We start from the raw sequence: 26853 nt of genomic DNA, 5'->3' as shown, positions 1-26853 counted from the left end.
TAATCTCTTCTTTAGAAAATAGTTTTTTGTTCATAATTACTCAACTCCTTAATGAATATTTTACACAAAAATAAACCCTATACAAGTAAACACTTTTTCTAGTATCCACTTTATAGGGTCCATTTTATTATGCTTAATAACTACATTCTATTTAGTATGCTACTATTTCTTTAATTATAAACTCTTTTCCACTAAGTAAGTCCCAAACTTTGCTGTCACAATGTGGACATACTCCTTTGTTTTCTTTTATATTAAATACTTTATTACAACTTTTACACATACCATTTCCTGGCATAACTTCTATTTCTAGCTCTGTGTTTTGCAATACTGTATTTTCTATTGCTGCTGGATAACAAGCTTCTATATATTTAGGAATCATTGATGATAATTCTCCAATTTGCAATACTAATTTCTCTATTTTAGCTAAGTCATTTTCCACTGCAACTTTTTCTACAGTTTTAACAACTTCTATTACTACTCCTAGTTCATGCAAATTTTTCACCTACTCTCATTGTCTATCTACTTATTTTCAAAAGCTACTTCTCTATAAGCATTTGACTGTCTATAAATTTCATCTTTTAAAGGATTAAGTTTATTTTTTCTTATTTTGCTAAATTGATAAATAGCTAAAGCTGCGTTAGCTACTAAAGATACTAAACTTACTACAAAGAATGCTGTTGGATTATGTGTTGTAGCAACTGGTGCTATTCTATCAGCAAATTGCGGTACAGTCATAACAAACATAATCCAAAGAGCTAGTGTTTGAGCACGATGTTGTAGCCAAGCTCCTTTTTTTATAAAGAATGTTGGTATAGTACATGAAAGTAATAATGCTGCTCCACAATAAATTGAGTGATCTGATATGCAGTTATAAGTATAAGCAAAGTTCCATAAATCATAAGCTATTATCCATGCCCATATCATATCTGGCCATATCATATCCTTTGTTTTATCTTTTGATATGAATATTCCACACCAACCACATATTGTGATTATGTTTAGTATTCCTGCTATACCATTCATAATATTCCACGGTCCAGAAATAGTCCAAAGATTATCAACTACTCCCCCTCCAGTTAATCCATAGCTGAATATTTGAAAATCTCTAACTGCAGCTTCTAATATGTTAACTGCTAAAATAATTGCTGGTAAAGCTAGTGCCCATTTTTTCTTTTGTAAAGATGGTATATATCTAATTGCCATAAACCAAATACATCCAGCTAGTGCAGAATATGTTTTTACCCAGTTAAACCAAGTTCCTGTTCCATATTCATTCCCTGCAGCTGCCGTAGTTGGCCATACATAAATTGTTAAAAATGTAGGTACTATTATAAATAACAATATTCCAGTCCATTTTGTTGATCTTCCAAGTTCATTAAAAGCCATAAGTGCTAATAATACAAATAGGAATATTGCCCATCCCTGAAATGTCATCTGTTCATATAAAATTCCCATAATAAGTACTCCTATCTATTGTTTTATTTTACAAATATATCCTTAACTTTCTTAGCTACAATTCTACCTTGACGTTTTATAGTTGTTTTAACTACTGCTGGTTTAAGCTCTTCATAAGCTAAGCCTTCTGCGTCATATTTTCTAACTAAAGATATGGCATCAAATTTACATTTAGTAGTACATTGGCCACATCCTACGCACATATATTCATCAACAACAGTTGCACCACAACCTAAACATCTTTCTGTTTCTTTTTTCATTTGTTCTTCTGTAAAAGTAAGACGAATATCTTTGAATGATTCTTTTGCTTTTATATCTGTTTTATGTTCAGCTTTTTGTCTTGGTGTATTGTCATATCCTTCTATTTGTAAACTTTCTTTATCAAATTCATGATAATCTCTTCTGTCACGTCCATTTACTAAACTTTGTCCTGGTTGAACAAAACGGTGAATTGATATAGCACCTTGTTTACCTGCTGCTATGGCATCAATTGCAAATCTTGGACCAGTATATGAGTCTCCACCAGCAAATATATCTGGTTCATTTGTTTGATAAGTGAATGAATCAGCTTTAATTGTATTGTTAGGATTTAACTCTACTTTGCTACCTTCTAATAAATTACCCCAGTCTATACTTTGACCTACTGAAATTAAAACATAGTCTGCATCTACTACTTTTACATCAGCTTCATCAAATTTTGGAGAGAATCTTCCATTCTCATCAAATACAGAAATACATTTTTTAAATTCTACCCCTACTACTTTACCTTTTTGTGTAATTACTCTACTTGGTCCGTAAGAGTTGTTTATTACTATATCTTCTTGTAATGCCTCTTCAATTTCCTCATCTAAAGCTGGCATTTGTTCACGACTTTCTAGACAGAACATTTCTACACTATCTGCCCCTACTCTTACAGCATTTCTTGCCACGTCTATAGCAACATTTCCGCCACCGATAACTACTACTTTTCCATTAAGCTTAACATCATTTCCTAAATTAACATCACGTACAAATTCTACCCCTGGGATAACCCCTTTTGCATCTTCACCTTCTATATTTAATCTTCTACCAGCTTGTGCCCCTATTGCTACGTAGAAAGCTTTATATCCTTCTTTTCTTAATTCATCTAAAGTAATATCTTTACCTACTTCTACCCCTGTTTTAAATTCTACGCCCATTTGTCTTAGTATTTCTATCTCTGCATTAACTACTTCTTTTTCCAATCTGAAAGAAGGAATTCCTAGAGTTAACATACCTCCTAGAGCCTTTTGTTTTTCAAATACTGTTACTTTGTATCCATCTATAGCTAAGTAATAAGCACATGAAAGTCCTGATGGACCACCACCTATAATTGCAATCTTTTTACCATAATCATGTCTCTTTTTAGGAACAAATCTATGCTCTTCTTTTAAATCTTGTTCAGCTACAAACTTTTTGATTTCGTCTATAGCAAGTGGTGAATCTATGTCCCCTCTTGTACAAGCTGATTCACACTTTCTAGGACAAATACGTCCACATATTGCAGGGAATGGATTTTCCTTTTTTATAAGTTCTAACGCTTCTTTGTATCTTCCTTGTGAAGCAAGTTTTATATATCCTTGAACAGCTATATGAGCAGGACATGCAGTTTTACATGGACTTGTTCCACTTTCTACTACATCCTCTCTATTAGTTCTATAGTCTTCATTCCATCTTTCTGGCCCCCACTTAGTATTTCTTGGAGTTTCTTTTCTTTCTATTTTGTCTACAACTGGTTTACTAGAACATAGTTTTTGACCAAGTTTTAGAGCATTTGTTGGACAATTTACTACACATTCACCACAAGCAACACATTTGTCTTTGTCTACTTTAGATACGTAGTTAGAACGTACCATATCAGAATTGGCAAACATATTTGCTCCTTTTAATGCTAAACAAGAACATCCACAACAGTTACATATTGCATGAGTTTTTCCTGATCCATCTAAATTTGGTATCTGGTGCATTAATCCATTTTCTTCTGCTCTTTTTATTATTTCAAAAGCTTCTTCTCTAGTTATTTCTCTACCTCTACCTGTTCTTATATAATATTCAGCAGCATGACCTAATTGAATACACATGTCTTCTTTTAAGTGACCGCATCCTTCTCCCATACTTTCTCTTGCTGTACGACATGAACAGTCTGATACTGAGAATTTATCACTATCGTTTAAATATTTTGATATTTCTTCATAAGATGCTCTTCTTGTTTCACCATCTATGGCAGTTTCTATTGGAATAACACGCATAAGCCCTACTCCAGGAGGAAAACTTCCTGTAGATCTTGGTCCATTTTCTACTCCATAATCATGAAAAGCCTTAGGAATTTGCGGATATTTTTTTGCTTGATCCTTCCTATTAACCATCATTTCCATAATTCCTGGTACCCAAGTTTCATACCAGAAAGTATCTACACCATCTATTTCATTAACAAATACTACACCTATTTCTGATAATTCTAGTAAAAGTTCACTACATCTTTCAACACTTTTACCACATAAAGGTGCCACTTTTTCTGCAGTTGTTTTTTGTCTTATTTTCATACAAAGTAAAACTTCTGCCATCTCCTCAGTCACTACTGGTTCTAAAATTTTATAACGTGCATCTTCTACACCAAAGTACCCTCTAGATCCGGGCTTCTTTCCACTTACTTGATTTGCAAATTGAAGAACCTTTTCTTTTACTGCCATAATAATCCCCCTCTAAATTTTAATAAAATATTAATTATTCCACTCTTTTACTTCTTTTCTTAACCAGTTAATCCATTCCTCAATACCTTCACCAGTTTTTGCTGATATTGGTATAACCTTTATATTTGGATTTAGTTTTTTAATATATTTTTTTACTAAATCTAAATCAAAATCAAAATATTCTATGGCGTCAATTTTATTTATTAAAACTACGTCAACAATTGAAAACATTAGAGGATATTTTAAAGGTTTATCATGTCCTTCTGGTACACTAAGTATCATGGCATTTTTTGAAGAACCTGTATCAAATTCTGCTGGACATACTAAATTTCCCACATTTTCCAATATTGCAAAATCTATATCTTCAGTTCCAAGTTCTACTAAACCTTGCTTTGTCATATCTGCATCAAGATGGCACATGCCTCCTGTATGTAACTGTATTACTTTTGCTCCTGTTTTTGATACAGTAGCAGCATCCACATCAGAATCTATATCTGCCTCCATAACTCCTATTCTCATCTCATCTTTTAAAGATTCAATCGTTCTTAAAACTGTAGTCGTCTTACCTGAACCTGGAGAAGACATTAAATTCAATAAAAAAGTATTATCATTTTTTAGGTCTGCTCTTAGTAAATCTGCTTGTTTATCATTGTTTCCGAAAACATTTTCCTTTATCTCGATTACTTTGTATTTATCCATAATTCTCCCCTTAACATTTTGTTAAATTTGTAACACTATTTCATATAGAATAAGATTCACCGAATCTCGTTCTGTAATTAAAATATATCACAGTTTACCATAATTTGTAAACATTGTCTTATGGTTTTTATCTATTTTTTTACCACAAATAATATTATATATTTGCTTTTTTTTATGCTATACTAAATAATCATATAACTTACTGTATTAACATTGCAGTTTTATAAAGAGGTATTTTACATGGAAAAATTAACGCATAGACAAAGGCAAGCTATTGCAACTAAAATTAGAATCACTCAAGTAGCCACTGAACTTTTTAAGTTAAAGGGCTTTGAAAGTGTAAAAATTCAAGATATTTGCCAAGCTGCAGAAATTTCAACAGGAGCTTTTTATCATCATTTTAAATCGAAGATGGAAATAATTAATACAGCTTATGAGCAAGTAGATATATTAGTAATGGATCGATTTAAAGCAAGAAATTTTTCTTCTAACCTGGAAAAATTGTTATTTCTCTTATGCGAAGGCGCTAAGATGATGGAGGAGCTTGGATGGGTATTTGTAGGCGAAATATACAAAAACTTACTTTCTATTGAGGGAAAATACTCTACAAAACCTGATCGACATATTGCTCTAAAGGTTAAATCTATAGTTGAGGATTCGCTAAAAAGTGGAGAGCTAGACAATTCTATTTCTCCTACAAACTTAACTATGATAATAATGAGAATCTCCCGAGGCGCTATATTTGATTGGTGTCTTTATCAAGGCAGTTATGATCTTAAATCTAGAATGGAATTTGACTTAAATTTAATACTCTCTAATTTTAAACCAAAAGATTCAGATAAAAAAGTTCGTCCTTAAGACGACTTTTTTTATTTATTTTTACATTTTTTAGATAATTTTTTAACATTATTAACGTTGATTTTCCAGTGTTTTCAGCTTAGTTTCTATTTTGTCAGAATTATTAAATTATATTTTTACACTTGTGTTTTATAATTTAATGGTGCTAATATTATAATAATTTTATAACTAATAAAATTGAATCATTATTTAATATTGGGGGACAGTAAAATGTTTTTATTTGAAGCACAGCCAATAAGCAATTGGCTAATGTTATTATTAGTATTTGCAGTACTTATGCTGCTTAATGAATTCAGCCGTCGCTGGAAATGGGCAGGATTAGCATGTTTTTTAGTATTACCTATAATTTTAACAGTTTTTGTATGGCCTAAAACTACAAAAGGTACAAGTGTTGGAACATGGTTCCACTTTGCAAAAGTTTATTCAGCTTTAGCTGGATGTATGGGATTTTGGTTAATTCGCTATGTTAAAGGTGCAATTAATCATAAATGGGTTTTATATTTCCCGCCTTTAATCCTTGCAATTAACATTATGGAAGCAGTTATACGTGATTTCCAAATTGGTGGATTAGGTTATAAAGCTCAAATTTTTGAAGGTATGATGGTAACTAGTGGTTCTTGGAATTATATGAATGGTATAGCAGGTATTTTAAATATTATAACTATCACTGGTTGGCTTGGAATTTGTATTAGTAAGAAAAAAAGCAAAGATATGTTATGGCCAGACATGTGTTGGTTCTGGATTATAGCTTATGATTTATGGAACTTTGCTTATACATACAACTGTTTAGGAGATCATGCTTGGTATTGTGGTATAGCTTTATTATTTGCACCTACTGTATGTGCATTTGTATTTGGAAAAGGTGCTTGGTTGCAACACCGCGCTCATACACTTGCATTTTGGGTAATGTTTGCTATGACTGTACCATCATTTATAGACCAATCACAATTCTCAGTTAAAGCATCACAAAATACAACTGCATTATTTATAGTAAGTTTAATTGCTTTACTTGCTAATATAGCAGTATTTATTTATATGGTTTGCAAAGCTAGAAAAACTAAGATAAATCCATATACAAGTGAACTTTATACTGATTTAGATTGTTATAAAGAAGTAAAATCTTTAGCTTAAAGATACAAAGCCATTTATTGTTTGAAGTAAATATACTCTTTAAACAACAAATGGCTTTTTTGAAATTAAAACTTTTTTAATTTCAATTTTTTATTAAAATATAATTTTTATTTTTTATAAATCAAAATCAACACAGAAATTATTTTCAATCTTTTTATCTAGTATTTCTCTGCTTAAATTAATCCAACTTTTGCATTTATTTAAAATAATTGCGTCACTACTAATAACATTGTCCAATGTTTCTAAAGTTGAATCCACATTATTAATATTCATAACTTCCACTTCAAAATCAAAGTTATTCAATAATTCTTCTATCTTTTTCTTTAAATTTCCCGAGTTAGAGACTGGCGCATCTAAATAAAAATTAGCTTTTTTAATTTTATATTTTTCTAAAGTTTCTCCTATTTTCATAATTGATAATTCTGTCTTATCTATAATACGATACGTTCTTCGAAGGCCTGCTAAATCTCTTATTGTTCCATCCATACACTTAATTAATAGTGAATTAGATAGGGCAACTTCCAGTGTTATTATAGTATTAAATCCATCAATATTCACAATACTATTTTCCATATTATTCTTAATTTCTTTATCTTTTCTAATCTTTATATTTTTCTCAGGAGAAATTGCTCTTGATAAAGCTAATCTTTGTCTTTTAGACAATAAGTAGTGATTTCCCACAAAAACTGATGCTCCTTTTATGTTATATCCTTGATTTAATAAATAATATAAATCCTGTCCAGCCTTATATAATTTATCAAGATGTTTACCTGTAAACTCTTTTTCATCACTGGGAAAATGCCCTCTTTTAACAATTTTGCACATAATCACACTCCAATATTTTAATTTACTCTATAGTTTTCACAAAATTAAGTATTATCATCATTAATTATACTTTTATTTATTTTTTACATATAAATCCTTTTTTTATACTTCATATATAAAATTATCAATCAGTCTAGTTTTGTTTATATATACAGCTATTGCGACTAATACAGATCTGTCAAGTATATAGATCTCCTCTTTCTACTGCACCTGTCAAACTGTCTACCAGACCTTGTTTTTTAATATTTTCCACATTATTTTCTATCAAGAGGAAAAATGGCATTTAAGCTATCCTCTCTGGAGAAATCACAAGTTTCTACGAAATTAACGCCAATACTAAATTACTCACTGTAACACAAGCAGTATTATACAAAATCTTATTTTCGCTGGAAATAGCACCTACTTGGTTTCCTAAGTTTTTAAACAAACTCACAAAATAGTCTTTAAATTTTTCATCACCTTCTATGATAATAAACGCTTTTTGAAAATCTTTATAAGAATTACACTTGCTACAAATAGCAAACATTGGATGGATAGAATAAGCATATGCATTGTAGTTATTTACATTCGAAAAAATTGTTGAGGAAATTGAACCGCTACAATGGCTGATAACCTTATCTCTTATATTCAATTGTTTTAATTCATCATACACCTGTTGTATATGTGAATCAGGTGTAGTAATAAATATAACATCACTGTTATTAACTAATTCATTTAAGTTTTGAAATTGTTTAGTATTTGTAAAAAATGCCTCTTCTTACTATAATACCCTACTACATTTATTTTATTTTCTTTTAAATATTTGCCAATAATTTTTGTATTTATAATTTTTATAGTATATAAATAGCTCATACCCTTATTTGGTATGAGCTAAAATTTATAACTTTTATAATAATAAACATTTATCTCCAACTTGTACAGTTCCACTATTAAGAACTTTAGTAAATATCCCATTCTTAGGCATAATACATTCTCCTACTTGATAATATATCTGACATTTATCATGGCACTTCTTCCCAATTTGAGTTACTTCAAGTAAAACATCGCCTATTTGTATTTTCTGACCTATTGGAAGAGTATGTAATTCTATTCCTTCCACAACTAAATTTTCTCCAAAAGCTCCAAAATCTACATTGGCACCTTTTTTTCTAAACTCATCTATTTTATTAAATTCCAATAAGCTAACTTGCCTATGCCACTTTCCTGCATGGGCATCATTTTCTATTCCAAAATCTTCAATAAACTCAGCTTCATTTATTTCAGTTTTTAATGTTCCTTTTTTCTCGCTTATACAAATTGCTAATACTTTCCCCATTGTCTATCCTCCAATTTGGTTCATATATTTATTTTATTCTTTTACATCTTTAAACTTTGATTTTATTATATTTAGTATTTCTTTATTATTTGTTCCCTTATGTTTTTTTGCTGCTCCTATTTACCAAATGAGCAATGAGGGAAAGTACAAACTCCACAACTCAAACACATTCCACCATTTCCATAGGATGCTATATCTTCAAAAGATAATTTTTCATCTGCTAAAACCCTTGGTAATACTAGATCAAATATGGTTCTTTTGGAATACATGGCACAGCTTGGAACTCCAAGAATAGGTGTATTTTTATAATATGCAAGTAAAAACATTGCCCCTGGAAGTACTGGTGCACCATAAGTTACTATCTCGCCATTAAAATCTTTTATAGCTGAGGGTGTAACGTCATCTGGATCAACTGACATTCCCCCAGTACAAATTATCATATCAGCTTTTTCTTCCTCTATTGCTTTTAAAATATTCAATCTTATTATATCTTTATTATCAGGTAAAATAATTTGTTTTACTATCTCTCCACCATAATATTCTAGCTTTTCTTTCATTACAGGTAAAAAAGCATCTTTTATTCTACCTTTATAAATCTCATTTCCTGTAGTTATAAGAACTGCTTCCTTAGGCTTTATTTCTTTTACACTTATTATTTTTTCTTTTATTAATTTTTCAGCTTCTATTATTTTTTCTTCATTTATTATTAAAGGAATAACTCTAGTTGATCCTATTTTTTCACCAACTTTTACCGGAGTATTGTTATGCATCGTGGATACTATTATTTCACCTAACATATTTAATTTTAAAAGTAAGTCCTTATTTACCTTTAATACCCCTTGTTTAGCAGAAAAAAAATCTATTTTACCCTCTTTTATTTCATCTGATATGTAGCATTTTTCACCCAAAACTAAATTTTTTATTCTTACTGCTGCATCATTTTCATGAACCTCGCCTTCCTTTGGCTCCCAAACATATATATGTTCTTTTCCTATATCTAAAAGTTTAGGTATGTCTTCCTTTTTAATAACATGACCTTTTTTAAATAATCTTCCTTTAAATTCTCCAGGTACTATTTTTGTAACATCATGAGATAAAATACAACCTATAGCATCTTCTATTTTTATTTGTTTCATACTCTGCTCTCCTAAATTATGTCTATTTTCGATATTTAATTAAATTTTACTAATAGCGTTTAATATTTTTATACATCAATTATTATAACACATATTTTTAGATCAAATAAGCGTTTATTGTACGTATTTTTATAATAAATACGTTTTGAATGTAATATATTAGTTTAAAACATGTTTGACTTCCAATAAAAAATTCACTTCGCTTAAGCCACTGCGTGGGCGCTATGAAATTTCAGGCAACGACCTTAATCAAAAATACATTTCTCATATTTTCTAAATGAGTTATATAACTTAATTCCAGAGTTTATCAACAGCGTAAATTCAACTATAATATCCTAACATAAAAAAAGGCATATTTCTTTCAATATACCTTTTTGATAACTTATTCACTTCATACCGCTTCACTATATTCATATTCTATACTTTCTTTGCTCTTCTTAAGTACATTTTTAGAAATCGCAAGTACAATAAGCTCAGATACAAGCGTTGCTATCCATATACCAAATCCACCAAATATAAGAATCATCACTATTAAAGTTATTGTTATTACAACAACTCCCCTACCTAATGATACTATTCCTGCTTGAACCGGCATATCTACAGCCACACAGAATCCTGAAGTTATTACATTATATCCCATTATTAAAAATGCTGGTGAAAATATCCTTAAAACATTTACTGTATAATTAAATAATCCTTCGTCTACATTGTTAAGAAATAATGATACCAATTGATTTGCAAATACAAATACTATTAAAAATGACACAATTGATGAAATTTTTATTGTTTTCATTCCCATTTTTAAAATTGATAAAACAGAATCTTTATCTTTTTTGCCATAATAATAACTACAAATTGGTTGTATTCCTTGTGATATTCCCATCATAGTTGTTAGAACCAATGTGTTTATATAACAAACAACACTATAACTTACTAATGCATTTTCACCAATTACTCTTAATATACTTTGATTAAAAATTAAAATTACAACTGCCACACTTAATTCTGTTGCAGAATCTGGAATACCTATAAATAGTACTTTTTTGACAACACCAAAATCAAAATGGAATTTCGTAAATTTAAGCTTACCTCTTTTTCTTAAAAAATGTATAAAGAAAAATGAGAATGAAAATACTCTTGCTATTCCCGTTGCATATGCAGCTCCTTTAACTCCATAACCAAGTTTTATTACAAATATATAATCCAATACTATATTAGTTATTGCAGATATTATTACACCTATTGTTGCAAGATGAGGATAACCATCACTTTTTATTAAGACCTCTAAGTAGTAGGAAGCTAAATAAAATAAAACAAACAGCATTATAGTTCCCACATATTCTTTAACATAAACCACTGTTGAGCTAGTTGCACCTAAGAATACTGCTATTTTATCTAAATTTAATAAACTGATTAACATTATAATTACTGCTAATATTACCATTACAACTAAATTTAATGTAAAATACTCATTTGCTTTTTTATTCTCTGAACTTCCTAACTTAATAGCAACTACAGTACTTGCCCCCGTTGCGAATAAAATAGATATTGCAAATAACATATTAATGTATGGTGTAGATATATTTACTGCTGCCAGAGCATCACTGCCTACTCCTTTACTTACAAATATCCCGTCTACCATTGAATATAATGAAAATACCCACATTGCTGCTACTGAAGGTACTACATACTTTTTAAATTGCGATTTTAAACTTATTGTATTTTCCATATTATTCATCTCCTTCCACTATAAAACTATAAACTGTGGTATAATACACATGTCAATAAATATTTTTTAATTTTTTTGAGGTGATTTTTTGAAAAGAAAATATTATAAAACTGGTGAACTTTCAAAGATATATAAATTAGGTAGAGATTCAATAAAATACTATGAGAAACTAGGTCTTTTAAATCCTACTAGAGACACCAATTCCTATAGAATGTACACAATTAAAGATATATGCAACTTAAATCTTATTCGTGAGCTTAGAACTCTAGATTTTTCTATGCAAAGAATCAAAGAATATATTGAAAATAGAAATATTGAAACTACTAGAAAAATGCTTTCTGAAGAAATTGATTTAATAGAAAAAAAGGTAGAAGTTTTAAATTCTCACAAAGACTCTTTAAGCAAAAGATTGTCCTCTATAGACAAATGTATAGAGCATACTACTTTTAATAGAATTGAACTTTTATATATGACCAAAAGAAAAGCACTTACAGTAGATTCCAACGAGTCTTTTGCAGAAAATAATGATTATTTAATCCAAAAATTAAGCGATAAATTTGAAGATAAGTTTTATGTATTAGGTAATAGCAACTTTGGAGCTGTTTTTGATTCTAAAAGTATTTCCAACGGAATTTATAATTATTACAAGCATACATTTTGTTTATTAGATGAGGATGCTTCTGATTATAACTTTGTCTTAGATGAAGGGTACTATGTTACGTATACTTACAAAGGTGACTATAATCAGTATGAACAAGTTTTTGAAATACTTTACAAATTTATCGAGATTAATAAATATACTATTTTAGGTGATCCTATAGAGATTTACAAAATAGATGTTTACGAAACTTCCCTAGAAGATGAGTACGTTACACAAGTTCAGATTCCAGTTAAACTTTTAAGCGACCTTTCTTTCTAAAATATAAAAAGATATTGTCTTTAGGCAATATCTTTTTATTAATTTCAATGTTGGATAAAATAAAGAATCACTCTAATGGCTATCAGAGTGATTCTTTTAAAATTAATGTATCTTTGTATTACTTTTCTCTAATATTAACTATTTTTGTAATCAATAAGCTTAAAATCACAAAAGCTATACTTCTAATCCAAGTTTTTATTTCAAAATTATATAATAATAAATTAATCCCTGAAGCAGCAATCAAAACATAGCTAACAGATAGTACTATTATATTTTTAGCATTTTTTTTAGATAAAATCATTCGTATACTTAATGCAAGCATCCGTATACCTATAAACGCCATGAGTATGCCTATAATATCTTGAATTATATAGTAATAATGAAACTCCATATATATTTACTCCTCTTTATATAGCGTCTACAGATTCAGCAATTATATCAAATTCTTCATCTGTATAAGTAGTCATTGTAAATCCAGTCACACCATATATAAATGTTATTATTGGAGTTATCCAACTTATGAAACAGTATGGTATAAACTCATATGGACTAACACCTAATGTTTGACTACAAAATATGGCATTAGAATTCCAAGGTATTAATGGTGCACCAATTGTTGCAGTATCTTGTATTATTCTAGATAAATTTTCTGGCTTTAACTTAAATTCCTTGTATAAGGGTGACATTACAGTCCCAACAAATACAGAAGTAAACATCATAGATGAACTAAATGCATTTGCAAGATAACTAGCTATAAATGTACTTCCAATTAGTTTAGTTCTTGATTTTCCTATTTTATTTAACATAGGCTCTAATAACACTTCTAAGAACCCTGTCTTTTGTAGTATACCAGCTATTACAAATACTACAAACACTAAAAGTACAGTCTCCGCCATGCTCATTATTCCACCTCTATTTAGCAATCCGTCTGTATAAGTAAGGCCTGTCTCTATAGAGTAACCATTAAGCATATAACCTAGTAATTTGTTAACACTTTCTCCTTCTTGAATAAATGCTATAACTGAACCTACTACTGCAGAAGATAATATAGAAACTATAGGTGGCTTTTGCAATAATAATAAAATAAATAAGAATATTATTGGAATTACTGCTATAAATCCTATATTAAAATTAGCTTTTATAACTTCCATTACTTGATTTATTTGATTATAATCTATAGTGTTATTAGCATATTTAAATCCCATAACTGCATATAAAACAGTACATATTATATAAGATGGCACCGTTGACGAAGTCATATGTTTTATATGAGTTATAACATCTGTTTTACAAACTGCGGCTGATAAGTTTGTAGTATCTGAAAGTGGTGAAATCTTATCACCAAAGAATGCACCAGATATTATTGCTCCAGCAGTTAAACCAGCAGGAACTCCCATACTAGTACCTATACTCATTAAAGCTATACCAGAAGTTCCTAAAGTCCCCCAAGAAGTTCCCGTGGCTACAGATGTTAAAGAACATACTATAAATGTTGTAACTAAAAAATATTTAGGTGTTATCATTGCAAGCCCACCATAAACTATAGTAGGAATTGTACCTGCTGCTATCCAGGCAGCAATTAACACTCCAACAGAAAGTACAATTAAGTTGGATTGGAAAGCTCCCTTTCCTACGTCAAATCCTAATTCTTCAATTTCACTATTCGTATAACCTAATTTCATAGCTGCTGGTACTACTATTAACCATGATAACAAAAACATTATTGTTATTGATGCATTAAATACAACCATACCAACTGTAGTTAGAGATATAATTGCGATCATAACTAAAGCCGCAAACTTAAATGTAGGTTTTCTTTTTTCAATATTCATACTCATTTCATATTTCCATCCTTTTTGATTTTTTTACTCAAACGTCCAGATAACGTTATCATTTTAAACGCAGATAACTTTTCCTATTATGACTAGCTTAATTATCATTAAGCTAGTCTGCTGTAACTATCCAATTATAGCTTTTTTTATTCTATTTAATCCTTCTTCGACCATAGATCTTGGGCAGGCAAGGTTTATCCTTTGATACCCTTTTCCTCCAATACCGAAAGAATTTCCACTATTTAAAGCTACCTTCCCTTTTTCAACTAATAATTTACAAACTTCATCATCGCTTAATCCAGTATAACTGAAGTCTACCCATAGTAAATAAGTACCTTCTGGTTTTCTAACTTTTAGAGATGGTATATTTTCTTTTATATAATTTATAGCAAAATCTATATTACCTTCTAGGTATTCAAGATATTCTTCTAACCACTCCTCACCTTCGTTATAAGCTGCTTGAGTAGCTACTAAACTAAATGCATTGTTTCTTCTTATATCTAATCTTATGAAAGCATCATCTAATATTTTGTAGTAATTTTCATTTGGTAGTATAACTTGAGACATTTGAAGCCCAGCTATATTAAATGTTTTAGTTGGGGCCATACAAGTTATACTATTTTGTGCAAACTCTTCACTTATTGAAGCAAAAGGAGTATGTTTATGATTTTTTAATATTATATCACTATGTATTTCGTCCGATATTACTAATACATTGTGCTTCATACATATGTCACCTAATTTTATTAACTCTTCTCTGGTCCAGACTCTACCCACTGGATTGTGTGGATTACAAAGTATAAACATTTTTACATCTTTAATTTTTGATTCTATATCTTCATAATCCATTATATAGTTTCCATCTTCTAATTTTACTAGTGGACTTATTACAAGATCTCTTTTATTTTGGTTTACAACACTATTAAATGGGCTGTAAACAGGCTCTTGTATCATTATTTTATCGTTTTCTTTAGTCATTTCTTGTATTAATATACTTATAGTTGGAATTACCCCTGGACTAAATATTAGCCACTCTGGTTTAATTTGCCAACCATATCTTCTCTTAGCCCAATTCACAATAGACTTATTATACGATGCTGGTCTAGTTGTGTATCCATAAATGCCTTCTTCTAATCTATTTCTAAGTTCATTTATTATGCATGGTGCTGTCTCGAAATCCATATCTGCTATCCACATAGGTAAAAGGTCATTAGTACCATATTTTTTATCCATTTCTGACCACTTTGCTGAAAAATTATTACTTCTATCAATTACATCATCAAATTTATAACTCATAATTGCTATACCTCCAATATTTTTTATTTTATAATTATATATAGCAATATTCATGCCAAGTTTTATCATTATTTTTTATATTTATTAAAAGCATTGAAATTTAAACAGTATTTTTTATTTTAAATTAAATAAATATAATTGTTTTTGTTCAATTTTTTTTAACTTATTAGTTTTTATTATAAAAGTAACCAGCAAATAAAAAAACAGGTTTAACGGTTATACATTTCACCCAATTCAACCTGTTTTTGTCTAGATTTCAATTTCCATGTTCTTTTAAAAATGTTCTTCCTTTTTCAGTAACTATAGATCCTCCACGTCCTGATAAAACTTTTACAAGTTCATATTCTTGAAGTTCAAGGAGAATACTTCTAATTTGTTGTTCGGTTAAAAACACTTGTTCTTCCAATGCATATTCGTATATTTTCTTTCTTCCTATTCTTTGTTTAAGATTATAAGCCTGATTCATTTTGTTAAGTACAAAAATATAATCACTTATAAGTCTCTTAAATTTAAATTTATCATAGCTTTTTTCTTCTTTTGCTATTTCTTCACAAGGATCTTTTTGTTCTAAAGATTCAATGATATATTCTGGTAGATCAGACACTTCAATTATATCTTTACCTGTATATGAAAAATACTCAGCTAAATTACTTAATTCTCTTATATTTCCGTCCCAATTATATCTTTTAAATATATCTACAACTTCATCTGAAAGTATAAAATTAGCATCTAAATTTTTCTTAAATGATTCAAATATTAAAAATAAATCATCTACCCGTTCTCTCAATGGACTTACTTTTAAAGGTAGAACATTTAATCTATAAAATAAATCTTTTCTAAATTTACCTTCACAAACTAATTTCTTTAAATCTCTATTTGTAGCTGCTACAATTCTTATATCTAGATCAACAACCTTATCTGAACCAACTCTTCTAATTTGTCTTTCTTGTATGACTCTAAGCAGGCTAGCCTGTGAATTTAAATCCATCTCTCCAATTTCATCTAAAAATATAGTTCCTTTATTAGCCATTTCAAAAAGTCCTATCTTTCCACCCTTTTTTGCACCTGTGAAAGCTCCCTCATCATAACCAAAAAGTTCACTTTGCAAAAGACCCTCCTGAAAAGTACTACAGTTTACCGCAACAAATGGACCTTCACTTCTATAAGATGCACTGTGGATAGATTGAGCAAAAAGTTCTTTTCCTGTACCACTTTCACCAATTATCAGTATAGAAGAATTTGATTGAGCCATTTTATAGGCAATTTTTTTACTTTCCATAATAGATTCACTGCATCCAACTATATCTTCAAAATTATATTTGCTAACATTTCCAGAATTCATAAGCTGGGCTCTAAGCTTTGCTTGCTTTTTTTCAGATGCATAAAACTTAGCAAGTTTTATTATAAAACCTCTAAATCCGCATATATCTGCATATCTAATATCTAAATTTATATCTATATTTTTAACTCTAACAACCTTTTGTATATTTGCACATTCCTTCTTTAACTGTCTAAAATCAAAAGATTTTATATAATCACCAATATATTTTCCAGTCATTCCATTTTCATTTACATATAGTATCTCTCTTGCCACATGACTGTAAAACTGAACAATTTTATCTTCACTTATACACACAAGGCCTTCATCTATTGATGCCAATAAAAAATCAAATTTATTTTCTAGTCTAGTTTGGCTTAATAAAAGTTTTTCTGTAATGTAGCTAGTAGGAACAACTTTAGCTATAAATTTATTCAATAAATCCTCTCTTATTAAGTGCTTTAAATCTAAGTGAATTGCTATATCAGCTATACATCCTAGATCTATTATTCTATATCCAAGGTCAATTATTTTACAATTATGACAATCTATTAAAATTTCTTCTCCTGGTGATAAAACTATAGAATCCGGTAAAATATTATCAGCTCCAGGGTAGCTAGGTATAAAGTTTTGTATATTAATTCCTAACTTATGTATAATCGTTATAGTTTCAAGTGCCATACTTTTAGATAAATTATATACAAATACCTTCTTGTGTTCATCTAGTTTTGAGATTTTTTTTACACTGGATTTTTCGAAGGTTAAATTAGGTATGATTATTTGTGTATCATGTGCACACATTGCTGAGATTTCATCATATTTTAATCTAACAGAAAGAACGATTAGTTTTTCATGTAATAAATTAAGATTATCTTCTTCAAAAGAATAAAGGTTTATTTTTATATTGTTGCCTAAAAAATACTTTATTTGATTTGAATAAACCTCTCCTGCATCTTTTTTCAGTGTTATTATAGCTAGTTCTCTTTTTTCCATAATCGCTCCTTGTAAACCATCCATATATTTATTAAGTCCAATTATATCAATAATCTATTTGAAAATCAAATTTCATAATAAAATAAGCCACCTTTTATAAAAAGGTGGCTTATCAATATAATCGCTATTAAATTATTTTCCTAATACTTCATTTAAATCTAATGTTTTAGTTCCATTTTCTAATATAAAACATGGTATTCCTATACCATCTGTAGCTCTTACATTTTCATATATATCTAAACCTTGACGAAGAACTAAATATTCTTTTAAATCTGGTAAACTTGCTGACAAATTTTTAAAATCAACCTCTATATTTCTATCTCTTAATTGGCATAATGCATATAATGTATCTGGGCATAAATGACTTCCTACTACAGTTATTTTCATAATAATTCTCTCCTTTTAATTTATAATTTTTATGTAAATTTTTTATTTATTTATAACAGCTATAGCTTCTATTTCGCAAAGCACACCCTTTGGTAATTCTTTAACTGCTACACAACTACGAGCTGGATTAGATATAAAGTATTTTGCGTATACCTCATTAAATGCTGCAAAATCTGCCATATCAGCTAAGAAACATACTGTTTTAAATACATTTTCTATGTTAGTTCCAGCTGACTCTAATATAGCTTTAACATTTTTACAACTTTGTTCCGCTTGTAACGATATCCCTTCTGGTACTGATCCATTTTCTGGATTTACTGGTATTTGACCTGATGTAAATGCAAAGTTGTCTATTTGATATCCTTGTGAATAAGGTCCTATAGCCCCTGGTGCATTTGTTGTTTCAAGTATTTTCATTATAAATTCACCTTCCTTATGTTTATATAAATCTTAATAATCTGGTATCACCAAATTCTTAGTTTATATTAAAGCAAATACCATGCCAACTTATAAAAAATGTTACATTTTTTTTAAAACTCTTTATAATACTCATACTTTTTAGATTGATTAATTATATTAATTTTATTTTTTAATTATTTATTATTCCAGTAGGTTAAATTGTTTAAACTGTTCAATCTTTTCAACCTTTTAATACCCACTATTAAATGCTCTATTTATAAACTCAACAACTATCTAATAATTAGTTTACTTGATTTATTGACTTAATCACTTCATCTTTAAGATTTAAACCTTATACAACAAAAAGACACATATAAGCATTTTGTACCGTAATCAGATTTACGTTCAATGCACTACATGTGTACTTCTTTTGTTTAATATTTAATTCACTTTAATAATAATATTTTTTAATAAAAATTAATATTTGTAAATAAACTGTTGTTTATTATACTTATAATTTTCATATTCTATTTATTTAATTTTTTAAATACTTATTTATATAAATTTATTAAAAACATCACTTACTAGAACTCTATAATATAAATCTCTTTCTTTAATTCTAGAAAATATAATAATTTAAAAAATCATATTAATATCTTTTCGTGGATTTCAATAATTTATAATTCCTAAATTGTATAATTCAAGGAGGAAGCTCTTATTTTTCCATATACCTTTACCCTATTTATCTCTCCTATGAGTAAGAGTCCCTCTATTTTTAACAAAAAGTATCTCAGCCATTATTCCAAAAGCTATCTCATCCACATCGTTAGATGAAATATTTATACCAACAGGAGCATAAACATTATCTAGTTTTTCTTCACTTACATTTTCTTCAATTAAAGTATCTTTAACTTTGATCCATTTTTTTCTACTACCTATCATACCTATATAGTTGGCGTTTCTATTTATTACACTTCTTAAACTTCTAAGATCACCTTCATATCCTCTGGTGGCTATAATCACATATGTATTATCGTTAATTTCCGTATTCTCAACTATTTCACTTATGTCTCCAGCATAAATCTCATCTGCATTTTCAAATCTACCAGTATTTGCAAACTCTTCTCTATCATCTACTACGACAGTGTAAAAGTCTAAATTCTTGGCTATTTTAAATAGTGCCAAACCTATATGTCCACCACCTATTATTAAAAGTTTTGGCTTTGGTTTAAATATTTTTATATATCCATAAGCAGTTCCACCACACTGCATACCTAAATTTCCAGAATCATTTAAAGTATATTCAAAGTTGCAATCGTCTCCACTTGTCAAACATTCAATACATTTGTTTATAACTTTGTGTTCTATCATTCCACCACCAACAGTTCCCATAACATCGCCACCTTCAAATACAGCTATAGTTGCTCCCATTTTTCCAGGTGTAGAGCCTATTGTTTTTGTTATTGTGGCAAAGGCCACTTTGTATCCTTTTTTCACTTCATTGTATATTTTTTTTAATAAATTTTCGTCCATTTATCTAACCTCATGTTTTTGTTTCATATATAATATAGCTTCTAATACTCCCCCCGCTATTGTTCTAGCTTTGTCAGATATGGTATATGAATTTTTTACTTCTTCTATACGTGGGTCAATGTCAGCTATTTTTAATCTTTCTTTTATCTTACTTTTATCTCTAATTATACCTCTCAAAACACCATCTATGGTGGCTTTTACTTCAGTTTCATTTTCAGTATTACTTATTTTTGCTATAACTTCTCCTTTTTTTACTATATCACCAATTTCTCTCGTACTTGATATTATCCCTGATGATGGCGAATATATTACCCTCTCTTCACTTACTCCTTTTACAGGTCCAGGTACACCTGTATTGGCAATAGCGTATCCTACTTCTATTATTCTTCCTAAGTCATGACCTCTCATAGTCTCTATTACCATATCCACATCTTCTCCTGCACAAAACCCCGGTCCTAATGCTATGGTTATTGGTGCCATATCCTTTTTTGTACCTAAATTTTTCTTTGCTAATATAGCATCTACTAATGCAAATGGTTTTAATTTTTCAATATATTTTCCAAATGGGTCTATAATCATAGGAATGTTATTTCTATCTAAGATAGAGTATACTTCCTCTAAATTACTTGCTTTTTCACATACAACATTTTCCACAACAATTTTATTTTCATATACAGCCTCACTAAAGCACACTGATCTCCTTATGGCAGACGGGTTTTCTATTTCTAGAATTACTACTTTAAATCCACATCTATGAAGCTTGTGTATGGTTCCTGTGGCTATATCTCCACCACCCCTAATTACTATTATGTCCTTTTTCATTTTCTGCCCTTCTTCTTAAAAGATTATTAAAATCGTCTATATTATCTATATCAAATAAAGTATTTTCACTAACATTAACATATTTTATTTTGTGTGAAGATTTTATGATACTTTTACCACCTTTATCTCCTCTTAAATTTAACAACTGTTCTTTATATTTACTTGGATATATGACTGGATTTCCGCTACTATCTTTATACTTTGGTATAACAATATAATCTGTATCTTCTTTAAAAACTTTTATTAGCTTTTCTATATCCTTTTTATTTATAAGAGGCTGATCTCCAACAAAAAACATATATCCTTGGCAATAACCGCAGTTTTTTACTCCTAGTTTTATAGACTCACTTTGACCTTTATTAGGTGATATATTACTTACTACTTTATAATTTAATTTTTCTCCAAACTCTTTTATTTCTTCATATTGAGTAACTAATATTTTCTGCTTAAAATTACATTCTGATATTATATTTAAAGTGTACTCAATTAAAAACTTATTATTGTACCGCATAAGAAGTTTGTTTTGACCCATACGTTTTGAAAATCCTGAGGCCATAATTATTGCTGAAATCAAGTTTATCATCCTTTTTGTTAATTCATTAAAAATGTTTTAATATTCTTCATTTATGTAAGTATCAGTATGAGGATTCTCTTCTTCATTTGTATACTCATTATTTTCATTACTATTATCTAAATCTTCATTATTGTCCATGTCTTCATTATCATCTGTGTCTTGGTTATCGTGTATATCTTCGTAATTATTCATGTACTCTTCTAGTACATAATATTTTTCATAATACTCATCTGTACTATCAATTTTTACAGCTAAATTTAAAAATACCGCCAATATTATTAACCCTGCTATATAATATGTAAAATACACATTCTTATCTTTGTTGTAATTTGGTGAACTGTTCAAATTTTTAGTAGCTATATCATTATTATTTACCTTATTATTCATTTCATAATTCTCCTAAAATCATTATTTTTCTAAAAAACTATTCTTCTTCTAATAAGAATACAGGTACTAGTTTATAACCTTCTAATTTTATACTACTACATATTTGAACTCATTTTCTATATTTGTACAATACTTCATAATTTTCTAAGTTCTTTATAACGGTATATTTCTATATTTGGTGCTATGTTTACTATTAATCTAAGAACTCATTTTGTAGTATACTTCCATATATAAATTTATTAATATATGATGAGTTTTCATCTTTTATTTTATTTGTAAGTAAAACAGCATTTTTTTTATCTCCTATGTTTTCTGCTTTATTAATAAATAAAATTTTTTCTCCTTGAGAGAATTTAAATAACCCACTTTTATTTAAAACAAGATTTTTTAAATGTTTAACTTTTACTTTTTGTGATTCTTCATCATTTATAACTTTCAAAAATTCATCCAGTCTATGAATATTATCTTCATTAATATTTAAACCTATAGTTTTAATGTCTACTACTCCTATAGTTTTAGTTGTCTTATTATAAACAATAGGCTCTAAATCTTGCCATCCTTTAAGTGGTTTTTCCTTTGAACCATCACCTTCTATTATTACTATATCAAAGTAAGATGTTATTTTGTCTAATACTTCAACACTTAAACCTTTTATTTTACTCTTATTTGAGGCTTCCTTATTCACTATTTTATTTCCTATTACATAGACTCCTTTGTTACTTTCTTCTATTAGTTTTTTATAATCCTCATCTTTTATTTCACTTAGCATTATCATCTTGTCATAAAACTTTTCCCTTGGAACATATATATTTGTTGTTGTTGTAACTAACACCTTGTACTCTTTTTTAAGTAAAGAGGAAGCAGAGAACATCAAAGATGTTTTCCCCCCTGCTCCCACAATAGTTATTACGTCTTTATTTTTTATATCAAAAGCATCAATTAAGTTCATTACTCTTCCATCATGGCCATAAATACTTTTTCTGGTGTCATAGGTAAAGTATTTAGATTTATCCCTATACCATTATAAATTGCATTTTCTATTGCTGGACATGGTGTATTTACAACAACTTCACCTACAGATTTTGCTCCAAATGGACCTGTTAGCTCATAACTTTCTTCAAAGTCTACTACTATATTTCCCACATCTTTTCTAGTTGGTATTTTATATTGCATAAATGTATTAGATGCTAATTCGCCTTTTTTCGTATAAACAACTTCTTCATATAATGCCATACCTATACCTTGAACGATTCCACCTTCTACTTGTATTTTTGCTAAGTTTTTATTAATTACCGTTCCGCAGTCAACTACTGCCACAAAATCTACTATATCAACTTTTCCAGTTTCTTTATCTATTTCTGTTTCCACAAATCCTGCTATAAATGGTGGTGGCGAAACTGGACTTCCGTGAGTAGCATATCCGATTAATTGATTTTTGTTAGGTCCCATAGTTACATCTACTGCCAAGTCAAATACTGATATGGATTTTTCTCCGTCTTCAGATTTAACAAAGTTTCCATCAAACTCCACATCTTCTTTATCAAGTCCAAGTCTTTCTGCTCCAAGACTAATTATCTTGTTTTTCAACTCAGTTGCAGCCTTTACTACAGCCATGCCAGTAACATAAGTAGTACTTGATGCATAAGAACCTGGATCATATGGCGAAGAATCTGTATCTGCTGAGTTTACTACTATTTTGTCCATTGTAGTTTCTAAAATTTCTGCACACATTTGAGCAAGTATAGTGTCACTACCCGTACCCATATCTGTTGAACCAGTAAGTAGTGTATAGTTTCCATCATCATTTAATTTTATTTCTATAGATGCAGTGTCTATCCCCGCTATTCCAGAGCCCTGCATAGTAAGGGCCATTCCCACACTTCTTACTTTTGTAGGAGATATTTCTTTACACGGATATTTTTCATCCCATTTTATAAGTTCTTTACCTTTTTTAATACACCTATCTAAGGCAACACTATTTAAGTGCTTATCATAAGCCGGAGAAATCTCTCCTTCTTTTATTATGTTTTTAAGCCTTACTTCCACTGGATCCATATTCAATTTAGTTGCTAATTTATTTATAGTTGCTTCAACTGCAAAACATCCTTGAGTAGCTCCATACCCTCTAAATGCGCCTGATGGTGTTTTATTAGTATATACTACATTCCCTTTAAATCTAGCAGCTTTTAACTTTCCATACATAGGCATAGTTTTTTCTCCAACTAGTCCAAATGTAGTAGAAGCATGTTCTCCATATGCTCCCGTATCTGATAGGGCATCTATATCTATCACTTTTATTGTTCCATCTTTATCTGCCCCAACTTTTACATTTAGTTTCATAGCATGTCTAGATGTTGTACATGTAAAAGTTTCTTTTCTATCGTATATTATTTTGGCTGGTTTTCCTGTCTTTAAAGTAACTAATGCAGAAAATATTTCCACACATGCCGTTTGTTTACCACCAAAACCTCCACCTATTCTTGGTTTAATAACCCTTACTTTGCTTGATGGTATATCTAAAGCTCTTGCTACATGTCTTCTTACATGGAAAGGTATTTGTGTAGAACTTACTACGACTAATCTTCCCATATGATCTAAGTAGTTGTAAGCTCTATAAGTTTCCATCATTCCATGAGATTGGGCTTGTGTGTAATATGTATCTTCCACAACTACATCACATTTTGATAATTCTTCTTCTATATTACCTTTTTCATATAAATGTTTAGATACTATATTTCTTTCTCTTTCCATTCCTATATCAAAGTTACAATGTAAATCTTCTGTATGTACTATACTTTCATTATCTATAGATTTTTCCATATCCATTACTGGGTGTAACACATTGTACTTAACTTTTATCATTTTCATAGCTTTTATGGCAGTTTTTTCGTCTTTTGCTGCTATTATAGCTACTTCATCTCCCACATATCTTACTGTTTTATCAAGTATTAATCTGTCATAAGGAGATGGCTCTGGGAATGATTGTCCTGCAAGTGTAAATTTATTTTTTGGTACATCTTTGTATGTTAAAACGCATTCCACACCTGGTACCATCATTGCTCTTTTTGTATCTATTTCTTCTATGGTTGCATAAGGATGCGGACTTCTTAGTATCTTAACTACTAAAGCTTCCTTAGCTGCTAAATCATCTGTGTATACAGGGTTCCCTGTAGCTATTGACATTCCATCTATTTTTGCTATGCCTTTACCTACTATTTTCATATTATTTTACCCCCATATATGTCTTTATTGCTCTAAGTTGCCCCATATATCCTGTACATCTACATAGATTTCCAGTTAAATAATGTTTTATTTCTTCTTCACTTGGATTTTCTAACTCTCTTTTCATAGCAATAACAGTCATTATAAATCCTGGTGAACAAAATCCACATTGTTCTGCACCTTCTTTTACAAGTATCTGTGCAAATTTACTTGCTTCTTCTTGTAAACCTTCTATTGTTGTAATCTTTTTATTATTAGCTCTCACAGATAATGTTGAACATGATAATGTTGGTTTTCCATCTATCCATACACTACATAGCCCACAGCACCCTGTGTCACAGCCTCTTTTTATACTTAGATTTCCAACTCTTCTTAGTGTATCTACTAAATATTCGTCAGCTTCCACATCTATATCAACTTTTTTTCCATTTACATTCATTGTGATTAACATGATGATACCTCCATTAAAGCGTTTTTAACTAATGATTTACATATAGCTTTTCTATATTCCTTGCTAGCTCTCATATTTGAACCAAATACTAATTCTTCAGCAGCTATTTCACTTGCTTTTGTTATATTCTCTTTATTTAATTCATTTTCTGATAAAAATCCACTTGCTTTAACTGCTATAGTTGCCCTTTGAGGTCTAGCACCTACACATATTTTTAAGTTATCATATTCTTTAGATACAGCTACATTTAATATAGGGTAATCACTTCTTGAATTTCGCATACATTTATATACAGCGTTTACATCGTTTTTCTTTATATATAGTTTAACTAGTATATCCTTTTCATATTTTTTATTAAGGAATTCTTCTAATAATATTCTTCCCCCATTATATAACTCTACTTCTGTTTGTAGCGCAAGTAATCCTACTATTAAATCAGAGAAACCATATCTAGAAAATACACTTCCTCCAACAGTTACTACATTTCTAAATTGAACACCTATTATATCTCTAACTGCCTTTGGTAAAACTCCATGGAAGTATTTATTTAATATAGGGCTAACTTCTAGATCCCTTAGTGTAGTCATGGCTCCTATTTCTATATAATCTGAACTTTCTTCTATAATGTCTAAGTTTAAGTCAGATAAATCTATCCCTGTGCCTATTCTTTTTTTCCCCATTCTAAGAAAAGCACTACCTCCTATAACTATATTGTTTTTTCTTTTTGTAAGTATCTCATAAGCTTCTTCAAGTGACTGAGGTTGCACTAATTCCATTAGTGTAAACATAATACTTCCTCCCTAAAATATATTTTGTCATTATAATTTTAACTTTGTATATTATATCATAACTAACTAGATTTTT

Annotated in this window: 25 protein-coding genes and 1 pseudogene; 3 read left to right on the top strand and 23 right to left on the bottom strand. The window is 29.4% G+C overall.

Annotated features, from left to right (window positions below):
• Positions 1–151: 151 nt before the first annotated feature.
• From K0040_RS13580 to hypB, 4 genes are read right to left on the bottom strand one after another with little or no spacing between them, the layout of a single operon-like run.
• Complete coding sequence (locus K0040_RS13580; protein ID WP_331476321.1) at positions 152–502, bottom strand: hydrogenase maturation nickel metallochaperone HypA/HybF; 351 nt, start codon at positions 500–502, stop codon at positions 152–154.
• A 17-nt stretch (positions 503–519) separates the two neighbouring features.
• Positions 520–1455, bottom strand: a complete 936-nt coding sequence (locus K0040_RS13575) for a DUF5692 family protein (protein WP_228109312.1) — start codon at positions 1453–1455, stop codon at positions 520–522.
• Between the two features lie 23 nt (positions 1456–1478).
• A complete protein-coding gene (locus K0040_RS13570; RefSeq protein ID WP_228109311.1) occupies positions 1479–4163 on the bottom strand; it encodes an FAD-dependent oxidoreductase in 2685 nt (894 codons plus the stop codon).
• A 30-nt stretch (positions 4164–4193) separates the two neighbouring features.
• Entirely contained in the window at positions 4194–4862 is a 669-nt protein-coding gene (gene hypB / locus K0040_RS13565; protein WP_228109310.1) for a hydrogenase nickel incorporation protein HypB, read from the bottom strand.
• A gap of 240 nt (positions 4863–5102) precedes the next feature.
• Here hypB and K0040_RS13560 point away from each other — a divergent pair, with 240 nt between their 5' ends.
• Together K0040_RS13560 and K0040_RS13555 are read left to right on the top strand one after the other, a co-directional pair.
• A complete protein-coding gene (locus tag K0040_RS13560; RefSeq protein WP_228109309.1) occupies positions 5103–5720 on the top strand; it encodes a TetR/AcrR family transcriptional regulator in 618 nt (205 codons plus the stop codon).
• A gap of 210 nt (positions 5721–5930) precedes the next feature.
• Entirely contained in the window at positions 5931–6851 is a 921-nt protein-coding gene (locus K0040_RS13555) for a DUF5692 family protein (protein ID WP_228109308.1), read from the top strand.
• A 114-nt stretch (positions 6852–6965) separates the two neighbouring features.
• On the opposite strand, the gene K0040_RS13550 is transcribed toward K0040_RS13555, so the two are convergent.
• The 5 genes and pseudogenes from K0040_RS13550 to K0040_RS13525 form a co-directional block, all read right to left on the bottom strand.
• Positions 6966–7676: a DUF434 domain-containing protein gene (locus K0040_RS13550; protein ID WP_228109307.1), complete on the bottom strand. Its 711-nt coding sequence runs from the start codon at positions 7674–7676 to the stop codon at positions 6966–6968.
• A 178-nt stretch (positions 7677–7854) separates the two neighbouring features.
• Positions 7855–8202 (bottom strand): annotated as a pseudogene (locus K0040_RS20730) (DUF2520 domain-containing protein).
• Positions 8203–8562: 360 nt separating this feature from the next.
• Complete coding sequence (locus tag K0040_RS13535; protein WP_228109305.1) at positions 8563–8991, bottom strand: MOSC domain-containing protein; 429 nt, start codon at positions 8989–8991, stop codon at positions 8563–8565.
• A gap of 116 nt (positions 8992–9107) precedes the next feature.
• Positions 9108–10127 carry a molybdopterin-binding protein gene (locus K0040_RS13530; protein ID WP_228109304.1) on the bottom strand — a complete coding sequence of 340 codons (1020 nt, stop codon included), beginning with the start codon at positions 10125–10127 and terminating at the stop codon, positions 9108–9110.
• Between the two features lie 391 nt (positions 10128–10518).
• Positions 10519–11856 carry an MATE family efflux transporter gene (locus K0040_RS13525; protein WP_228109303.1) on the bottom strand — a complete coding sequence of 446 codons (1338 nt, stop codon included), beginning with the start codon at positions 11854–11856 and terminating at the stop codon, positions 10519–10521.
• 88 nt (positions 11857–11944) lie between these two features.
• Between K0040_RS13525 and K0040_RS13520 the strand changes: the two genes are divergently transcribed.
• Entirely contained in the window at positions 11945–12775 is an 831-nt protein-coding gene (locus tag K0040_RS13520) for a MerR family transcriptional regulator (RefSeq protein WP_228109302.1), read from the top strand.
• Between the two features lie 118 nt (positions 12776–12893).
• On the opposite strand, the gene K0040_RS13515 is transcribed toward K0040_RS13520, so the two are convergent.
• The 14 genes from K0040_RS13515 to K0040_RS13450 form a co-directional block, all read right to left on the bottom strand.
• Positions 12894–13166, bottom strand: coding sequence for a hypothetical protein (locus tag K0040_RS13515; protein WP_228109301.1), 273 nt, complete (start codon positions 13164–13166; stop codon positions 12894–12896).
• A gap of 16 nt (positions 13167–13182) precedes the next feature.
• Entirely contained in the window at positions 13183–14613 is a 1431-nt protein-coding gene (gene nhaC, locus K0040_RS13510) for a Na+/H+ antiporter NhaC (RefSeq protein ID WP_228109300.1), read from the bottom strand.
• Between the two features lie 120 nt (positions 14614–14733).
• Positions 14734–15903, bottom strand: a complete 1170-nt coding sequence (locus K0040_RS13505; RefSeq protein WP_228109299.1) for a MalY/PatB family protein — start codon at positions 15901–15903, stop codon at positions 14734–14736.
• A gap of 256 nt (positions 15904–16159) precedes the next feature.
• The gene (locus K0040_RS13500; RefSeq protein WP_228109298.1) at positions 16160–18214 is read right to left on the bottom strand and encodes a sigma-54 interaction domain-containing protein; all 2055 of its coding nucleotides are present in this window, start codon (positions 18212–18214) and stop codon (positions 16160–16162) included.
• 132 nt (positions 18215–18346) lie between these two features.
• Entirely contained in the window at positions 18347–18601 is a 255-nt protein-coding gene (locus K0040_RS13495; RefSeq protein ID WP_228109297.1) for a glutaredoxin, read from the bottom strand.
• A gap of 42 nt (positions 18602–18643) precedes the next feature.
• Entirely contained in the window at positions 18644–19018 is a 375-nt protein-coding gene (locus K0040_RS13490) for a RidA family protein (RefSeq protein ID WP_228109296.1), read from the bottom strand.
• Positions 19019–19738: 720 nt separating this feature from the next.
• Positions 19739–20533: an XdhC family protein gene (locus tag K0040_RS13485; RefSeq protein WP_228109295.1), complete on the bottom strand. Its 795-nt coding sequence runs from the start codon at positions 20531–20533 to the stop codon at positions 19739–19741.
• Positions 20534–21355: a selenium-dependent molybdenum cofactor biosynthesis protein YqeB gene (gene yqeB / locus K0040_RS13480; RefSeq protein WP_228109294.1), complete on the bottom strand. Its 822-nt coding sequence runs from the start codon at positions 21353–21355 to the stop codon at positions 20534–20536. It abuts the gene before it with no gap.
• The gene (gene mocA / locus K0040_RS13475; RefSeq protein WP_228109293.1) at positions 21330–21938 is read right to left on the bottom strand and encodes a molybdenum cofactor cytidylyltransferase; all 609 of its coding nucleotides are present in this window, start codon (positions 21936–21938) and stop codon (positions 21330–21332) included. Before mocA ends, yqeB begins: the two co-directional genes overlap by 26 nt.
• A gap of 27 nt (positions 21939–21965) precedes the next feature.
• Complete coding sequence (locus tag K0040_RS13470) at positions 21966–22316, bottom strand: hypothetical protein (protein WP_228109292.1); 351 nt, start codon at positions 22314–22316, stop codon at positions 21966–21968.
• 193 nt (positions 22317–22509) lie between these two features.
• Positions 22510–23265 carry a selenium cofactor biosynthesis protein YqeC gene (gene yqeC, locus K0040_RS13465; RefSeq protein WP_228109291.1) on the bottom strand — a complete coding sequence of 252 codons (756 nt, stop codon included), beginning with the start codon at positions 23263–23265 and terminating at the stop codon, positions 22510–22512.
• Positions 23265–25538 (bottom strand): xanthine dehydrogenase family protein molybdopterin-binding subunit, encoded by a 2274-nt coding sequence (locus K0040_RS13460; RefSeq protein ID WP_228109290.1) that lies wholly within the window; start codon positions 25536–25538, stop codon positions 23265–23267. Before K0040_RS13460 ends, yqeC begins: the two co-directional genes overlap by 1 nt.
• 1 nt (position 25539) lies before the next feature.
• Positions 25540–25989 (bottom strand): (2Fe-2S)-binding protein, encoded by a 450-nt coding sequence (locus tag K0040_RS13455; protein ID WP_228109289.1) that lies wholly within the window; start codon positions 25987–25989, stop codon positions 25540–25542.
• Positions 25983–26777, bottom strand: a complete 795-nt coding sequence (locus K0040_RS13450) for an FAD binding domain-containing protein (protein WP_228109288.1) — start codon at positions 26775–26777, stop codon at positions 25983–25985. The genes K0040_RS13455 and K0040_RS13450 overlap by 7 nt, the downstream gene beginning before the upstream one ends.
• Positions 26778–26853: the final 76 nt, after the last annotated feature.

The sequence above is a fragment of the Terrisporobacter petrolearius genome (assembly GCF_020748185.1).
GTDB lineage: Bacteria > Bacillota > Clostridia > Peptostreptococcales > Peptostreptococcaceae > Terrisporobacter > Terrisporobacter petrolearius.
This window is presented reverse-complemented; position numbering and strand designations above follow the sequence as displayed.

Coding starts and splice junctions, on each gene's coding strand:
- K0040_RS13575 (WP_228109312.1), bottom strand. CDS start 1,455: ATGGGAATTTTATATGAACAGATGACATTTCAGGGATGGGCAATATTC.
- K0040_RS13570 (WP_228109311.1), bottom strand. CDS start 4,163: ATGGCAGTAAAAGAAAAGGTTCTTCAATTTGCAAATCAAGTAAGTGGA.
- hypB (WP_228109310.1), bottom strand. CDS start 4,862: ATGGATAAATACAAAGTAATCGAGATAAAGGAAAATGTTTTCGGAAAC.
- K0040_RS13560 (WP_228109309.1), top strand. CDS start 5,103: ATGGAAAAATTAACGCATAGACAAAGGCAAGCTATTGCAACTAAAATT.
- K0040_RS13555 (WP_228109308.1), top strand. CDS start 5,931: ATGTTTTTATTTGAAGCACAGCCAATAAGCAATTGGCTAATGTTATTA.
- K0040_RS13550 (WP_228109307.1), bottom strand. CDS start 7,676: ATGTGCAAAATTGTTAAAAGAGGGCATTTTCCCAGTGATGAAAAAGAG.
- K0040_RS13535 (WP_228109305.1), bottom strand. CDS start 8,991: ATGGGGAAAGTATTAGCAATTTGTATAAGCGAGAAAAAAGGAACATTA.
- K0040_RS13530 (WP_228109304.1), bottom strand. CDS start 10,127: ATGAAACAAATAAAAATAGAAGATGCTATAGGTTGTATTTTATCTCAT.
- K0040_RS13525 (WP_228109303.1), bottom strand. CDS start 11,856: ATGGAAAATACAATAAGTTTAAAATCGCAATTTAAAAAGTATGTAGTA.
- K0040_RS13515 (WP_228109301.1), bottom strand. CDS start 13,166: ATGGAGTTTCATTATTACTATATAATTCAAGATATTATAGGCATACTC.
- nhaC (WP_228109300.1), bottom strand. CDS start 14,613: ATGAGTATGAATATTGAAAAAAGAAAACCTACATTTAAGTTTGCGGCT.
- K0040_RS13505 (WP_228109299.1), bottom strand. CDS start 15,903: ATGAGTTATAAATTTGATGATGTAATTGATAGAAGTAATAATTTTTCA.
- K0040_RS13500 (WP_228109298.1), bottom strand. CDS start 18,214: ATGGAAAAAAGAGAACTAGCTATAATAACACTGAAAAAAGATGCAGGA.
- K0040_RS13495 (WP_228109297.1), bottom strand. CDS start 18,601: ATGAAAATAACTGTAGTAGGAAGTCATTTATGCCCAGATACATTATAT.
- K0040_RS13490 (WP_228109296.1), bottom strand. CDS start 19,018: ATGAAAATACTTGAAACAACAAATGCACCAGGGGCTATAGGACCTTAT.
- K0040_RS13485 (WP_228109295.1), bottom strand. CDS start 20,533: ATGGACGAAAATTTATTAAAAAAAATATACAATGAAGTGAAAAAAGGA.
- yqeB (WP_228109294.1), bottom strand. CDS start 21,355: ATGAAAAAGGACATAATAGTAATTAGGGGTGGTGGAGATATAGCCACA.
- mocA (WP_228109293.1), bottom strand. CDS start 21,938: ATGATAAACTTGATTTCAGCAATAATTATGGCCTCAGGATTTTCAAAA.
- K0040_RS13470 (WP_228109292.1), bottom strand. CDS start 22,316: ATGAATAATAAGGTAAATAATAATGATATAGCTACTAAAAATTTGAAC.
- yqeC (WP_228109291.1), bottom strand. CDS start 23,265: ATGAACTTAATTGATGCTTTTGATATAAAAAATAAAGACGTAATAACT.
- K0040_RS13460 (WP_228109290.1), bottom strand. CDS start 25,538: ATGAAAATAGTAGGTAAAGGCATAGCAAAAATAGATGGAATGTCAATA.
- K0040_RS13455 (WP_228109289.1), bottom strand. CDS start 25,989: ATGTTAATCACAATGAATGTAAATGGAAAAAAAGTTGATATAGATGTG.
- K0040_RS13450 (WP_228109288.1), bottom strand. CDS start 26,777: ATGTTTACACTAATGGAATTAGTGCAACCTCAGTCACTTGAAGAAGCT.